This window comes from Pseudomonas fluorescens NCIMB 11764 (genome assembly GCF_000293885.2).
Taxonomy (GTDB): domain Bacteria; phylum Pseudomonadota; class Gammaproteobacteria; order Pseudomonadales; family Pseudomonadaceae; genus Aquipseudomonas; species Aquipseudomonas fluorescens_B.
The window spans coordinates 5879920-5892689 of sequence record NZ_CP010945.1; the positions used below are offsets into that span (position 1 = coordinate 5879920).

Genomic DNA, 12770 nt, shown 5'->3' on the forward strand with positions numbered 1-12770 from the left:
GGCCTGCCCTGGTCCTGATGAAATCGAAACGTCCTATTTGGGAATTTCCAGCCCGCGCATCACTGCTGGACGTGCGAGGAAGCGCTCCAGCACCCGCGTTACGTTCGGGAAATCCTTGATGCCCACCAGATCGCCCGCCTCATAGAAACCGATCAGGTTGCGCACCCACGGGAATGTCGCGATGTCGGCGATGGTGTAGCGCTCGCCCATGATCCAGTCGCGGCCTTGCAGGCGTCCATCAAGAACTTTTAACAAACGTTTACTTTCCTCGACATAGCGATCCCGAGGACGTTTGTCTTCGTAGTCCTTGCCGGCGAATTTGTTGAAAAAACCGAGCTGGCCAAACATCGGTCCGATACCCCCCATCTGAAACATCAGCCACTGGATCGTCTCGTAACGCGCCGCCGATTCCTGGGCCAGCAATTGCCCGCTCTTGTCCGCGAGGTAGATCAGAATCGCCCCGGATTCGAACAGCGGCAGCGGCTTGTCGTCCGGGCCATGGGGGTCGAGGATCGCCGGGATCTTGTTGTTGGGGTTCAGCGAAAGAAACTCGGGAGACAGCTGGTCGTTGGTATCGAAGCCCACACGATGCGGTTCGTAGGGCAGACCGATCTCTTCGAGCATGATCGACACCTTGACGCCGTTGGGGGTCGGCAAGGAGTAGAGCTGAATCCACTCGGGGTACTGGGCCGGCCATTTCCGGGTGATGGGGAACGCAGACAGATCGGTCATGGGAAGGATCCACGATGAGATTGAGGAAGACGATCATAGTGTGAGCAGCCGAAGGGTGCGATGTCTGGGTATCGATATTGATGATTAGCAAGATCAATGCAATGCAGCGCTCTGCGCGGCCATCCCCGTGTACCGTGTCCATAAATCCGCAACATCCTGCCGGTAACCTGTGTTCCAACCCGTTCAAGGTTGTCGGTGGATTGCTGCTTGCTCCGCCGGAATCGAACCAAACGGGCTTCAGTGGACTCTGAGTGTTGCCCTTTCGGAAACGGACCGGCTTAACGACATGGAAAACACCCGACGCTGGGAGCGCGGGGTGTAAAGGTTTGTCAGCCTTAACCGAATGCGCTGAAGACTCCCTATTTCCATGATGAACTTTCTGAAATTCGTCCAACGCTTCAAGCATCGCGCGTATGTCGTGCTGCCCTCCCTGTTGGCGGCCAGTGCGCTCTTCCTGTCACTGGAATCCAGCGAAAGCCGCGCCCAGCCGGTTGACGGGACCCAGACCCTGGTGTTCCTGCGTCACGCCGAGAAACCAGCCGGCGGCCTGGGCCAGCTCAACTGCCAGGGCCTGAACCGCGCCATCGACCTGGCGACCCTGCTCCCGGAAAAATTCGGCAAGGCCAATTACGTGTTTGCGGCCAACCCGACGCGCAATGTCGAGGAAGGCGAACTGGACAATTCCTACAGTTACATTCGCCCCCTGATGACCATCAGCCCCAGTGCGATCAAGCTCGGTTTGCCGGTAAACATCAATTTCTCGGCCAATGACACCAGCGACCTGGCCGATGAGCTGCTCCACGACAAGTACCACAACGCAGTGATCTACACCGCCTGGTCCCACGGCTACCTGCCCGAACTGATCAACAAGGTCGCTGGCGAAGCCGTCGGCAAGAAACAGAAGATCACTGAAGACTGGGAGTCCAGCGATTACGACTCGTTGTTCGTGCTGACCCTGACCTGGCACAACGGCAAGGCCAGTCTGCAGAGCCACAGTTACAAGCAAGGGCTGGATAACGGTCGGGAAACCTGTCCGACTTGAGGCTGATGGTTCAAATCTTGTAGCGGCTGTCAGGGCCCTATCGCGAGCAGGCTCGCTCCCACACTGGATCTTCAGTGGACATGAATTAAGTGTCCGACAGAAATCAAATGTGGGAGCGAGCCTGCTCGCGATGAGGCTGGAAAATCAACACATCACCCCGGGCGATGGCCACGCGCTTGCAGGTATTCGATAACCGCCCCCCGCTCCCCGGCAAACTCGATCCGCGCCCCTTTTTTCTCCCGCTGGAACGCATACATCGGGTCGTAATATTCACGCAGCAACCCTTCGATCCAGCCCCGGTGCAAATCCACCGCCCCGCTGCGCGCCTGCTCCGCCAGCGCATCCTCCATCAGGATCAGCATCCGCCGATGACGCTCGCCGCCCAGCCGCTTCTGTACGTTGTTCAGGCTCGCCAGCAAGCGTTCGGCAAACAGCCCGAAACCTTCCTCGCCATGCATGTCGCTGAACTCGGCACTCAAGTCCACCACGTAATCACGCAGGATCCGTTCGACCCGTCCTTCAAGGCTGTCTTCGAGCCAGACCATCGGAAATTGCTGCATGCCCTGATACAACGGCAACGGCAGCGCGCAACTGCCGATCGCGCGGCTTTCATCTTCCAGCACAAACTGCTCGATACCGCGGCTGCGTTTCTTCAGCACGTCCACGGCCAGGCGGTTTTCAAAATCGATGTTGGACGGCTGGCCCGTGGCGCGTTTGCCGAAACTGGAACCGCGATGGTTGGCATGGCCTTCAAGGTCCAGGCCGTTGCGCAGTTGCGTGAGCACTTCGGTCTTGCCGGTGCCCGTCATGCCGCCCAGCAGGACAAAATCACACTGAGCCATCGCCTGATCGATCGTCTCCAACAGGAAGCTACGCAGGGCCTTGTAGCCGCCGCCGACCCGCGGATAATCGATACCCGCCTCACTCTTCAGCCATTGCTGAACGATCTGCGAGCGCAAGCCACCGCGAAAACAATACAAAAGCCCTTCGGGATGAGCCCGGGCAAAATCGGCCCAGGCCTGAATTCGCGCGGCCTTGATCTCGCCTGACACCAACTGATGCCCCAACGTTATAGCCGCCTGCTGACCCTCTTGCTTGTAGCAGGTGCCGACCCGTTGCCGCTCGTTATCGTTCATCAGCGGCAGGTTGATCACACCGGGGAAGGAACCCTTGATGAATTCGACCGGCGCGCGCGCATCCATCATCGGCCGGTCATTGAGGAAAATGTCGCGGTAATCGGTGAATTCGCTTGCCATCAGAACACCTCGACCGCGTTCGTCTGTCGCTCGACCAGTTCACCGATCGGCGCCAGAGTCAGGCCCAGTTCGGCAGCGACGCTGAGGAATTGATCGTTGCCTTCGGGAGTGACCGCCACCAACAGACCGCCACTGGTTTGCGGATCGCAGAGCACGCGTTTGTGCATTTCCTGCAGTCGCCCGAGTTTGCTGGCGTAGCTGTCGAAGTTGCGCAGCGTCCCGCCCGGCACGCAACCCTGGTCGAGGTAATACTCGACGCCCGGCAGACGCGGCACGCGGTCATATTCGATGCGTGCTGTGAGGTTGCTGCCGTCGGCCATTTCCACCAGGTGCCCGAGCAGGCCGAAACCGGTGACATCGGTCATCGCGGTCACGCCGTCGAGCTTGCCGAAACGGCTGCCGGGCTTGTTGAGGGTGCACATCCAGTCGCGGGCCAGGCCGATGTCGGCGTGGCGCAACTTGCCCTTTTTCTCGGCGGTGGTGAGGATGCCGATGCCCAGGGGTTTGGTGAGATAGAGCAGGCAACCGGCAGTGGCCGTGTCGTTGCGCTTCATGTGGCGCTTTTCCACCAGCCCGGTGACAGCCAGGCCGAAGATCGGCTCCGGCGCATCGATGGAGTGCCCGCCCGCCAACGGGATCCCGGCTTCATCGCACACCGAGCGCCCGCCGCGAATCACTTCCCGGGCAATCTCCGGCGCCAGCACATTCACCGGCCAGCCAAGGATCGCGATGGCCATCAACGGATCGCCGCCCATGGCGTAGATGTCGCTGATGGCATTGGTGGCGGCGATGCGGCCGAAATCGAACGGGTCGTCGACGATGGGCATGAAGAAGTCGGTGGTCGAGACCACGCCGCGTTCTTCATCGATGGCATACACCGCCGCGTCATCGCGCGAGGCATTGCCGACCCAGAGTTTGGGGTCAAGGTTCTGCGCCCCGCTGCCGGCCAGAATCACTTCCAGCACCTGGGGGGAAATTTTGCAGCCACAGCCTGCGCCGTGGCTGTATTGGGTCAGACGAATCGGCTCGCTCATGGGGGCATCTCGTGAAGTCAGTGCCGATGAGTCTACAGCAAGGTTATTTTCAGGGGCTTTAACGAACAACACAAAACCTGTGGGAGCCAGCCTGCTGGCGATGGGGTGTCAGCCGCCATCAATGCAGCTGATACACCATCGCCAGCAGGCTAGCTTCCACAGTGGTCGGGTTACGGCAGCAGGATTACCTTGTCGCCACTGCCCTGATTCACCTCGGCATAGCGCTCCAGCCCCTCTGCCAAAGGCGACTCAAACAACCCTTGCGGCAATGGCAACAGGTCCTGATCGAAGAACCGGCCGAACTGATCGAGCATCGCCGCGCACGCCTGTACCCCGTACAGAAGCGAGTTGATCCCCACCACCGAACCGCCCTTTCGATACAACGCCAGGGCCGGCAATTGCACCAGACCATCCACCGGCGCGGCGATGATCGCGATGCGGCCGAACGGTGCCAACGCGGCGACCGAGGCCGGCAGCCAGAACCCGGTGGTGTCGAAAATCACGTCGGCGCCGCCGGCATAAACTCCGTTCACCTGTGCGCCCAGCTCTTCGGGTTTATCCAGTTGCAGGGTCTGATAACCCTGATCCTGCAAGTCCTTCACCTGCTCCGGCCGTCGCGCCGCCGCCAGCACCTGGGCGCCGCGCACCTTGGCCAGCGCCAGCGCCGCACTGCCGACTGCGCCGCCGCCGATCACCAGCAACCGTGTTTGCGCGGTCACCAGGCTGCGTTCCAGCGCATCCCACGCCGTGGTGTAAGGCACGCCGAGGCTGGCGGCCTGCGCGAAGCTCAAGTGGGTCGGCTTGAGTGCCACGCCGTTGGCCGGCAATTTGACGAACTGTGCATGGGAGCCGTCAGCGAAAAAACCCAGTTCCCGACCGGTGCCCCAGACCTCCTGACCGATCAATGCTTGCGGACCTTCAACCACGACCCCGGCGAAATCACGACCGGGAATCCGCGGCAGCGTGGTGTAGGGAAACCGCCCCAGCACGTTCTTCACATCGCTGGGGTTGAGGCCGGCGGCCTTGATCTGCACCAGCACTTCATCGGCGCCGGGAACGGGGGTCGGCACTTCGACGTAGCGCAGGGCCGAGAGGTCGCCGGTTTTATCGAACTGCAATGCTTTCATGGGAATGTCCATCGAACAGAGGGGAGAAATTCAGGAGATCCAGCCAGTGACCAGTTGTCGGCCCATCGGCCATAATTTTTCACCGGCGAGCATGCCCAGCAGGCCCACCAGCGCGATGGCCGGGGGTGCGGGGGAACGAAAATCCAGTGCGCCGTAGAGCAAACCGACGCCCAGACCGATGACCAGCGAGATGAGGTAGCTCATGGCAGACTCCGTGGGCAATTGAGGTATGCCTGAAGTCTAAAGGTGGGCAACGGCGAGCATCGGCCAAGTGCTTCTGAATTTCGGCCAAAGCACTTGATGTCGCCGCAACGCGAACCTGCGGCAGCGCCTACAGGCTCGCGGCAAATTGCGACGGCGCAACGCCCAGCTCGCGACGGAACATGTCGCTGAAGCTGCTCGGCGAATAGCCCAGTTCCCGGGCAATCGTGCTGACGGCGACGCCCTGTATCAACTCGGCCGCCGCCGTCGCCAGTTGCACTTGCCGTCGCCACTCGGCGAAGCCCATGCCCAGGCCGTCCTTGAACAGCCGCGCCAGGGTGCGCACGCTGGCGCCGGCGTTTTCGGCGTGTTGTTCGAAGGGAATGTCCAGCGACGGCGCGGCCATGACCGCCTGACACAGGTTCATCAGGCGCCGGTCGGAATCGTCCGGCAAGGGGATCTTCAGCAGCGAACGCCGGGCACGTTTGAGTTCCAGCAGCGCCAGCCCCACCAGCGCTTCGTAGTACTCCGGCGCGCCGTCGTCACCCTGTTCCACCAGGCCGATGATCAGCTCTCGCAGCAACCCGCCCACTTCGATCACTTGAACCGTCGCGTCCAGCGTTGCTGCCAGCGAGGGCCGCAGGTAGATGTTGCGCATCTGCAGGTCCGAGACCACTCGAATGCCGTGAGGCACGCCTGGCGGCAGCCACACCGCCCGTTGCGGCGGCACCACCAGCGCTTCGTGGGGCGTTTCGACCCACATCACCCCGCTCATCGCATATAACAACTGGCCCCAGACATGCTCGTGAGGCTCGATATACAACCCGCGCGGGTAAGTGCGCGCCAGCGGTTGCACGGGCACATCGGTGTCACTCAGGTCAGGGGGCGCGGCAAGGGCCATGGGCAGCAATCATTGGGGGTTTCAGGAAATGCATGGTAACCAGCCGCACGCCTTGTCGCCACTGGCGGCCGCCGTCTGACAATCCGACTGAATTTTCCGCAGCCGCGACGATCCCTCTAATACCACAGGGAGGAATACGGGCTTTATGAACAACGCAAAACTTTTCGTCATTGAATACACCCTTCATGGCGCCCCCAAGTCTTTCATTATCCGTCTGGACAAGATGGATAATGCGGAGGCCTGGCATTGGGCGAGCTGTGACGCCGGCGTGGGTCGCATCCCGCGGTTTGGTCGGGAAAAAGTGCAAAAGACCACTAAACCGATGGCAGAGAAGTTCGGTGTGGAAAACGTCACGTGGCGGCCAGCGAACTAACCGAAGGGCAGGATCTGGAGGGATCGGGCGCATGACAGCGACACAACTTACCAGCACGGCACACATCGACTACGGCCTCGATACGCTGTTCGGCCGAGTCACCAAAAGCGCCGAGTGTCAGGTCGGCCTCGAACAGGTCGAGCATGATCCGACCCGCTTCGCACTCCGCGTCCAGCCACCCTTGCCGCCCGATCTGGAGCAGGCGAAAACCCTATTGGTACGGGTGGAGGGACGGCGACTCAATGGCATCGTCCGCCATACCGAACGGCTGGAAGATCAAAGTCTGAAACTGGAAGTGGAGCCCGAATAGGCTCCACTTTTTTGCGCGTGGCTGATCTCAGCCATGGGCGCACTTGCAGCCCTTGCTTGTGCATTCTTCACCGTGTTCGTGGTGCTTGGCGCAGGCTTCGCAACAGTAGTGTTTGCCGTGGCGAGCAATCGGATGCTGGCCCAGTTTGCACGCGCATTTCGGGCAGTCGCATTTACTTTCACTGTCGATCATAAGTCTGACTCCATGGGTGGTGGTCGTCCGGACTCGCGAATACGATCCGTCTCACCAGTGTAGGAGCTGGCGTCAGGCCTGCCGCGTACTGCTGCGATACATGAACACCAAGGCCAACCCGAGCAACACCATCGCCAATACCCGGCTCCCGGACAGCTCGATCGCCGGGTTGCCCAGCCAGCCGAAGTTGTCGATCAGCATCCCCATGCCCAGTTGCCCGACGATCACCGCGACCGTCGCGACCGCCGTGCCAACCCGCGGCACCGCCCCCACCATGACCATCATGTACACCACGCCGAACAACGCGCCGCTGAGTTGCCATTTCGGCACGTCCAGCAGGCTCACGGCATGGGCCGGTTCGAAAAACAGGATCAGCAACCCGGTGCTCACCGCGCCCACCACGAACGTCAGCAAACTGCTGCGCAGCACACCGACCGTTTCGCCCAGACGTCCGTTGATCGCCGCCTGCACACTCAACACCGCACCGGCGGCCACGACCACCGCCAACAAAATAATCAGATTCATCATCAACCCCGAGCAATCAGAACAAGTGCCGCGACAATCAGCAGCAAGGCCAGCCAGCGTTCACCGTTGACCTTTTTGCGGGTGGTGCCGAACCAGCCGAAGTGGTCGATCAGCACGCTTTTGCCGACCTGCCCGGACAGAATCGCGATCATCGTCATCGCAATGCCGATGTGCGGCGTGGCCAGGGTCAGCACCACCACGTACATCGGCCCGAGGAAACCGCCGATCAACTGCCAGCGCGGCAATGCGTTCAAGGCCGGGCCACGTTGCGGGCCGCTGAACAACAGCAGCAGAAACAGAATCGCCGAGCCCACGCCGAAGATGCTCAGCGTCGCCCACAAGTGCCCGACCTGGACGCCGAGGGGGCCAAGCAGACCGGCCTCTACGGAAAGGCCCATGCCGGCGAGGATGACCAGGGGCAACAACAAGAGCCGTAACCCTGGTTTGGTGGTTGGCGTTGTGGCAACGCCCACGTCGATTGAAGAAGATTGCATGAATGAACACCTGCCATTTATCAGAAAAAACACCTTCCCTTGTGGGAGCGAGCCTGCTCGCGATAGCGATTTGTCAGTCACCTTGATGTTGGATGTCTGGCCGCTATCGCGAGCAGGCTCGCTTCCACATGGGTTTTGAGTAGTCAGTGGAACAGGCGCGCATTATCGGCGGGTGCTGCTTTGCGATAAACGGGATCATACTGACAACACTTTTGCGCAACTCGCACAGTAGGAACCGCCATGCACGGCCTCAACGAATTGGGATTCAAGGCGCTTCGGCTATTTGTCGCGGTGCTCGATCACGGCAGCTTTTCCGAGGTAGCCCGCCGCGAAGGCCTGGCGCCCTCCTCGATTTCCCGACAGATCCAGTTGATGGAACAAGCCCTGAGCCAGCAATTGCTCTACCGTCACACCCGCGCCGTCTCGCCCACCGAAGCAGGACGAATGCTCGGCCACCATGCGCGGCTGGTGCTGGTGCAACTGGAAGAAGCCGAACAAGCCCTGCAGGAACAGCAAAGCGAGCCCAGCGGGTTGGTACGGATCAATGCCCCCGTGGTGTTCGGGCAACGGCACCTGACACCGTGGCTCGGGCAGTTGTGCGAGCGCTATCCGAAACTGCAACTGGACATCCAACAGACCGACAGCTACATCGACCCGTTGCAGGAAGGCGCCGACCTGTTGTTCCGCATCGGCCCGCTGCACGATTCGAGCATGCAGGCGCGCATTCTGGCGCCCCACCGCTTTCAGGTCGCGGCAAGCCCGGCCTACCTTGAGCGCCATGGCATCCCGCAACATCCCCAGGACCTGGCGGCGCATCAATGCCTGGCCTACAAAGGTGTAACCGGCCAGCAGCGCTGGTTTTTCCGCCAGGGTCGGCAGGACTGGTCGCCCTATTCGGTGAAGGGACCGCTCACCGGCAACCACGCCGACACACTCACCCAGGCCGCCGAACAGGGCCTGGGGCTGGTGATGTTTCCGTCATGGCTGATTGGTGAGGCCGTGCGCAACGGCACGCTGGTGCCGGTGCTGGGGGACTATCAGGTGTCCAACAGCCTTGAGCCGCAGCAGATCGCCGTGCTCTGGCCCGGCAGCCGACGGTTATCCGTGAAGGTGCGCACGGTGATTGATTTCTTTGTCGAATGCTTTGGGCCGGTGCCGTATTGGGACAGGCCCTAGAACCTGAGTCGAACACGCGAGTGTGGCGAGGGAGCTTGCTCCCGCTTGAGTGCGCAGCGCTCACAAATTTTCAGGGCCGCTGCGCAGCCCGGCGCGAGCAAGCTCGCTCGCTCGCCACAAGAGCATCATCAAATCAGATACGGAACTGTCCGACCAGACTGCCCAGGCGCTGACCCAGATCCGCGAGGCTGCGGGAGGTCTGGGCGCCGAGCTGGGTTTCGTCAGCCACGTTGTCCACAGCCACCGCGATCTGATGCACGCTGCGGTTGATCTCTTCGGCCACGGCGGTCTGCTCTTCGGCGGCGCTGGCGATCTGTGCGTTCATCGAGTTGATGGTGCCGATCAGCTGGGCCATGGTGTCGAGGGACGCGCCCGCTTCGTTCGCCTGTGCGGACGTACCGTCGCCAGCCTCGCTGGAACGGCGCATCGCTTCCACCGCCGATTGAGTACCCGCCTGCAGGCGATCGATCATGCCCTGGATTTCCTGGGTGCTGATTTGCGTGCGGCTGGCCAGCGCGCGGACTTCGTCGGCCACCACCGCAAAACCGCGACCGGCCTCACCGGCACGGGCCGCTTCGATCGCAGCGTTAAGCGCCAACAGGTTGGTCTGTTCGGCAATCGAACGGATCACCCCAAGCACACTGACAATCGACGACACGTCCTTTTGCAGGCTGTCGAGGGACACGCCGCTGCTGCGAATATCGTCGACCAATGCATGAATCTTGACAATGCTGCCCGCCACCACACGCTTGGCGGTCTGGCCTTCTTCGTCGGTCTGTTGCGCGGCGACGGCGGCGTTCTGAGCACTTTTGGCAACTTCCTGCGCGGCGGCCGACATTTCGTTGATCGCCGTGGCGACCTGATCGGTCTCGTGACGCTGACGCTCCATCGCCTGATCCGAGCGCTGAGCCTGATCGGACACCTGATTCACCAGCCCGGTCAGTTGCGAGGTCATCTCAGTGATCTGGCGCACCAGGCCGTGGATCTTGTCGACAAAACGGTTGAACGAACCGGCGAGCTGGCCGAGTTCGTCCTGGCTGGTGATGGTCAGGCGCCGGGTCAGGTCGCCCTCGCCTGCCGCGATGTCATCGAGGTTGGCTTTCATCAGGTTCAGCGGACGCAGGATGGTGTTGGCCAGCAGCATGCCGGCGGCGGCGATCACCAACAGCACCACCACGGCGATGCCGATGATGCTCAGCAACACGCCTTCCATGCGCTCCTGAACCTTGGCCTCGACCACCGCCACCTGCGCTTCGATGCCGTCGAGGTTGACCGAGGTGCCGACGGCCATGTCCCACTTCGGCAGGTATTCGGTGTAGCCGAGTTTCGGCACCAGCACCTTGGTATTGCCGGGCAATGGCGAGCTGTATTGCAGGTAATGCGTACCGTCCTTGGCGACTTTCACCAGGTCGCGGTTGACGTAGACGCCGTTCGGATCACGGTTGTCCTTGAAGCTTTGGCCCACGCCTTCGGGGCTGTTGGCCTTGAACAGGCGCACGGTGTTGGAGTCGTAGCCGAAGAAGTAACCTTCCTTGCCGTAGCTGACGCTCGACAGCAATTTGATCACCTGGGCCCGCGCCGCGTCGTCACCCGGGGCTGCGGCGTCGTAGAGCGGTTTGATCGTAGTCATCGCCACGGCCACGTAACTTTGCAGGGTGGCCTTGGCATCGCTGAGCAGGCGTTGGCGCGTCTCCTCGACTTCCTTGCGGGCCTGCTCCTGCAGCACGAACAACGTGGTCAAACTGATGACCAGCGCAAAGAGCAACACCGGGAGTACGGCAAGGGACAGGACTTTAGCCTTCAGGCTCATGCGCATGACGGTTCACTCTTTTTGATTTTTGTTGGCGTGGTTAAAGGCTTTAACGGCACGCCGGATCAAAAGTTGAATGCTCAAAAAAGATCGCAGCCTTCGGCAGCGCCTACAGGGTGTGTGCCATTCCTTTGTAGGGCTGCCGAAGGCTGCGATCTTTTGATCCTGAATCAGAGCACCATCGCCGCCACCCAACCGAACGCCAGCAGCGGCAGGTTGTAATGCAGGAAGGTCGGCACCACGGTGTCCCAGATGTGGTGATGCTGGCCATCGATGTTCAGGCCGGAGGTCGGGCCCAGTGTCGAGTCCGAAGCCGGCGAACCGGCATCGCCCAACGCGCCGGCGGTGCCAACGATGCACACGATGGCGATCGGGCTGAAACCCAGTTGCACACACAGCGGCACGAAAATCGCCGCCAGAATCGGCACGGTGGAAAACGATGAGCCGATGCCCATGGTCACCAGCAAGCCGACCAGCAACATCAACAGCGCGCCGATGCCCTTGCTGTGGCCGATCCACGACGCCGACGTTTCAACCAGCGTCTGCACCTGGCCGGTGGCTTTCATCACTTCGGCAAACCCCGAGGCGGCGATCATGATGAAGCCGATCATCGCCATCATCTTCATGCCTTCGGTGAACAGGTCGTCGGTGTCGCGCCACTTGACGATGCCCGACACCGAGAAGATCAGGAAACCCGCCAGCGCACCGATAATCATCGAATCCAGCAGTAGCTGAATGATGAACGCCGCCGCGATGGCCACACCCGCGACCATCAGGCTCAACGGGTTGTACTGGACCGCAACCTGTTCGACCTGCTCGATCTTTTCCAGGTTGTAGACGCGTTTCTTGCGGTAGCTGATGAACGCTGCCGCCAGCCCCACGACCATGCCCAGCGCCGGAATGCCCATGGCATGGGTAACGTTGATGCCGCTGATGTCCACGCCACTGCGGGCCACGTTGGCCAGGAGGATTTCATTGAGGAAGATGTTGCCGAAACCCACCGGCAGGAACATGTACGGCGTGATCAGGCCGAAGGTCATGACACAGGCGATCAAGCGGCGATCCAGTTGAAGCTTGGTCAGCACATACAACAGCGGCGGCACCAGCAACGGAATAAACGCGATATGTATCGGCAGAATATTCTGTGAAGCGATGGCCACCACCCAGAGCAAACCGATCAACAGCCACTTGACCGAGCCACCACCGTTGGCGTGCTGGCGATCGACCATGGCCAGGGCCTTGTCCGCCAGCGCATGGGCGAGGCCGGACTTGGCAATCGCCACCGCGAAGGCGCCGAGCAAGGCATAGGACAAGGCCACCGTGGCCCCGCCGCCGAGGCCGCTGTTGAACGCTTTCAGGGTGGCGTCGATGCCCAGGCCACCGGTCAGGCCGCCCACCAGCGCGCCGATAATCAGCGCGATCACAACGTGCACGCGGGACAGGCTGAGCACCAGCATGACGCCGACCGCGGCAATTACAGCATTAATCATCGTTACCTCAAGGCAAGCGAAATGGACCCGGCCGGCAGTCTGCGAAGAGACGCCAGCGGGACAAGGAATGGGTTTTATTAGACGGCGCGCACTGTGCCGCAGAGTGG

The 12770-nt window shown here is 61.2% G+C and carries 15 protein-coding genes; 4 read left to right on the forward strand and 11 right to left on the reverse strand.

The features are described 5' to 3' along the window. Positions 1 to 33: 33 nt before the first annotated feature. Positions 34 to 732 carry a glutathione binding-like protein gene (locus B723_RS26875; RefSeq protein ID WP_017339704.1) on the reverse strand — a complete coding sequence of 233 codons (699 nt, stop codon included), beginning with the start codon at positions 730 to 732 and terminating at the stop codon, positions 34 to 36. A gap of 367 nt (positions 733 to 1099) precedes the next feature. On the opposite strand from B723_RS26875, the gene B723_RS26880 reads away from it, so the two are divergent. Further along, on the forward strand, positions 1100 to 1774 hold the full coding sequence (locus B723_RS26880) for a hypothetical protein (protein WP_017339705.1): 675 nt from the start codon (positions 1100 to 1102) through the stop codon (positions 1772 to 1774). Between the two features lie 152 nt (positions 1775 to 1926). Here B723_RS26880 and mnmH read toward each other — a convergent pair whose 3' ends face one another. From mnmH to B723_RS26900, 5 genes are all read right to left on the reverse strand, one after another. After that, a complete protein-coding gene (gene mnmH / locus B723_RS26885) occupies positions 1927 to 3030 on the reverse strand; it encodes a tRNA 2-selenouridine(34) synthase MnmH (protein WP_017339706.1) in 1104 nt (367 codons plus the stop codon). Then, positions 3030 to 4064: a selenide, water dikinase SelD gene (selD, locus tag B723_RS26890; protein ID WP_017339707.1), complete on the reverse strand. Its 1035-nt coding sequence runs from the start codon at positions 4062 to 4064 to the stop codon at positions 3030 to 3032. The genes mnmH and selD overlap by 1 nt, the downstream gene beginning before the upstream one ends. A 170-nt stretch (positions 4065 to 4234) precedes the next feature. Continuing rightward, positions 4235 to 5191 carry a quinone oxidoreductase family protein gene (locus B723_RS26895; RefSeq protein WP_017339708.1) on the reverse strand — a complete coding sequence of 319 codons (957 nt, stop codon included), beginning with the start codon at positions 5189 to 5191 and terminating at the stop codon, positions 4235 to 4237. A 30-nt stretch (positions 5192 to 5221) separates the two neighbouring features. Beyond that, a complete protein-coding gene (locus B723_RS32625; protein WP_008035179.1) occupies positions 5222 to 5395 on the reverse strand; it encodes a DUF1427 family protein in 174 nt (57 codons plus the stop codon). Positions 5396 to 5522: 127 nt separating this feature from the next. Then, a complete protein-coding gene (locus B723_RS26900; RefSeq protein WP_017339709.1) occupies positions 5523 to 6293 on the reverse strand; it encodes an AraC family transcriptional regulator in 771 nt (256 codons plus the stop codon). A 145-nt stretch (positions 6294 to 6438) separates the two neighbouring features. On the opposite strand from B723_RS26900, the gene B723_RS26905 reads away from it, so the two are divergent. Beyond that, positions 6439 to 6666 carry a DUF6555 family protein gene (locus B723_RS26905; RefSeq protein ID WP_017339710.1) on the forward strand — a complete coding sequence of 76 codons (228 nt, stop codon included), beginning with the start codon at positions 6439 to 6441 and terminating at the stop codon, positions 6664 to 6666. A gap of 31 nt (positions 6667 to 6697) precedes the next feature. Next, positions 6698 to 6976 carry a hypothetical protein gene (locus B723_RS26910; protein ID WP_017339711.1) on the forward strand — a complete coding sequence of 93 codons (279 nt, stop codon included), beginning with the start codon at positions 6698 to 6700 and terminating at the stop codon, positions 6974 to 6976. A 27-nt stretch (positions 6977 to 7003) separates the two neighbouring features. On the opposite strand, the gene B723_RS26915 is transcribed toward B723_RS26910, so the two are convergent. The 3 genes from B723_RS26915 to B723_RS26925 all read right to left on the reverse strand — a co-directional run bounded on the left by B723_RS26915 (position 7004) and on the right by B723_RS26925 (position 8187). Continuing rightward, positions 7004 to 7168: a metallothionein gene (locus B723_RS26915; protein WP_017339712.1), complete on the reverse strand. Its 165-nt coding sequence runs from the start codon at positions 7166 to 7168 to the stop codon at positions 7004 to 7006. Between the two features lie 72 nt (positions 7169 to 7240). After that, entirely contained in the window at positions 7241 to 7696 is a 456-nt protein-coding gene (locus B723_RS26920; RefSeq protein WP_017339713.1) for a DMT family transporter, read from the reverse strand. After that, positions 7696 to 8187: a DMT family transporter gene (locus tag B723_RS26925; RefSeq protein ID WP_017339714.1), complete on the reverse strand. Its 492-nt coding sequence runs from the start codon at positions 8185 to 8187 to the stop codon at positions 7696 to 7698. The genes B723_RS26920 and B723_RS26925 overlap by 1 nt, the downstream gene beginning before the upstream one ends. Before the next feature lie 240 nt (positions 8188 to 8427). Here B723_RS26925 and B723_RS26930 point away from each other — a divergent pair, with 240 nt between their 5' ends. Then, positions 8428 to 9363: a LysR family transcriptional regulator gene (locus B723_RS26930; protein ID WP_017339715.1), complete on the forward strand. Its 936-nt coding sequence runs from the start codon at positions 8428 to 8430 to the stop codon at positions 9361 to 9363. A gap of 133 nt (positions 9364 to 9496) precedes the next feature. On the opposite strand, the gene B723_RS26935 is transcribed toward B723_RS26930, so the two are convergent. Both B723_RS26935 and B723_RS26940 read right to left on the reverse strand, forming a co-directional pair. After that, positions 9497 to 11179, reverse strand: a complete 1683-nt coding sequence (locus B723_RS26935) for a methyl-accepting chemotaxis protein (protein WP_017339716.1) — start codon at positions 11177 to 11179, stop codon at positions 9497 to 9499. Positions 11180 to 11343: 164 nt separating this feature from the next. Continuing rightward, positions 11344 to 12660: a Na+/H+ antiporter family protein gene (locus B723_RS26940; protein WP_162491081.1), complete on the reverse strand. Its 1317-nt coding sequence runs from the start codon at positions 12658 to 12660 to the stop codon at positions 11344 to 11346. Positions 12661 to 12770 lie beyond the last annotated feature (110 nt).

What these genes read in the sequence shown, in the direction of transcription:
- B723_RS26895 (WP_017339708.1), bottom strand. Translation starts at nt 5,191, where the DNA reads ATGAAAGCATTGCAGTTCGATAAAACCGGCGACCTCTCGGCCCTGCGC.
- B723_RS26920 (WP_017339713.1), bottom strand. Translation starts at nt 7,696, where the DNA reads ATGATGAATCTGATTATTTTGTTGGCGGTGGTCGTGGCCGCCGGTGCG.
- B723_RS32625 (WP_008035179.1), bottom strand. Translation starts at nt 5,395, where the DNA reads ATGAGCTACCTCATCTCGCTGGTCATCGGTCTGGGCGTCGGTTTGCTC.
- B723_RS26905 (WP_017339710.1), top strand. Translation starts at nt 6,439, where the DNA reads ATGAACAACGCAAAACTTTTCGTCATTGAATACACCCTTCATGGCGCC.
- B723_RS26930 (WP_017339715.1), top strand. Translation starts at nt 8,428, where the DNA reads ATGCACGGCCTCAACGAATTGGGATTCAAGGCGCTTCGGCTATTTGTC.
- B723_RS26910 (WP_017339711.1), top strand. Translation starts at nt 6,698, where the DNA reads ATGACAGCGACACAACTTACCAGCACGGCACACATCGACTACGGCCTC.
- mnmH (WP_017339706.1), bottom strand. Translation starts at nt 3,030, where the DNA reads ATGGCAAGCGAATTCACCGATTACCGCGACATTTTCCTCAATGACCGG.
- selD (WP_017339707.1), bottom strand. Translation starts at nt 4,064, where the DNA reads ATGAGCGAGCCGATTCGTCTGACCCAATACAGCCACGGCGCAGGCTGT.
- B723_RS26880 (WP_017339705.1), top strand. Translation starts at nt 1,100, where the DNA reads ATGATGAACTTTCTGAAATTCGTCCAACGCTTCAAGCATCGCGCGTAT.
- B723_RS26900 (WP_017339709.1), bottom strand. Translation starts at nt 6,293, where the DNA reads ATGGCCCTTGCCGCGCCCCCTGACCTGAGTGACACCGATGTGCCCGTG.
- B723_RS26925 (WP_017339714.1), bottom strand. Translation starts at nt 8,187, where the DNA reads ATGCAATCTTCTTCAATCGACGTGGGCGTTGCCACAACGCCAACCACC.
- B723_RS26915 (WP_017339712.1), bottom strand. Translation starts at nt 7,168, where the DNA reads ATGATCGACAGTGAAAGTAAATGCGACTGCCCGAAATGCGCGTGCAAA.
- B723_RS26875 (WP_017339704.1), bottom strand. Translation starts at nt 732, where the DNA reads ATGACCGATCTGTCTGCGTTCCCCATCACCCGGAAATGGCCGGCCCAG.
- B723_RS26935 (WP_017339716.1), bottom strand. Translation starts at nt 11,179, where the DNA reads ATGCGCATGAGCCTGAAGGCTAAAGTCCTGTCCCTTGCCGTACTCCCG.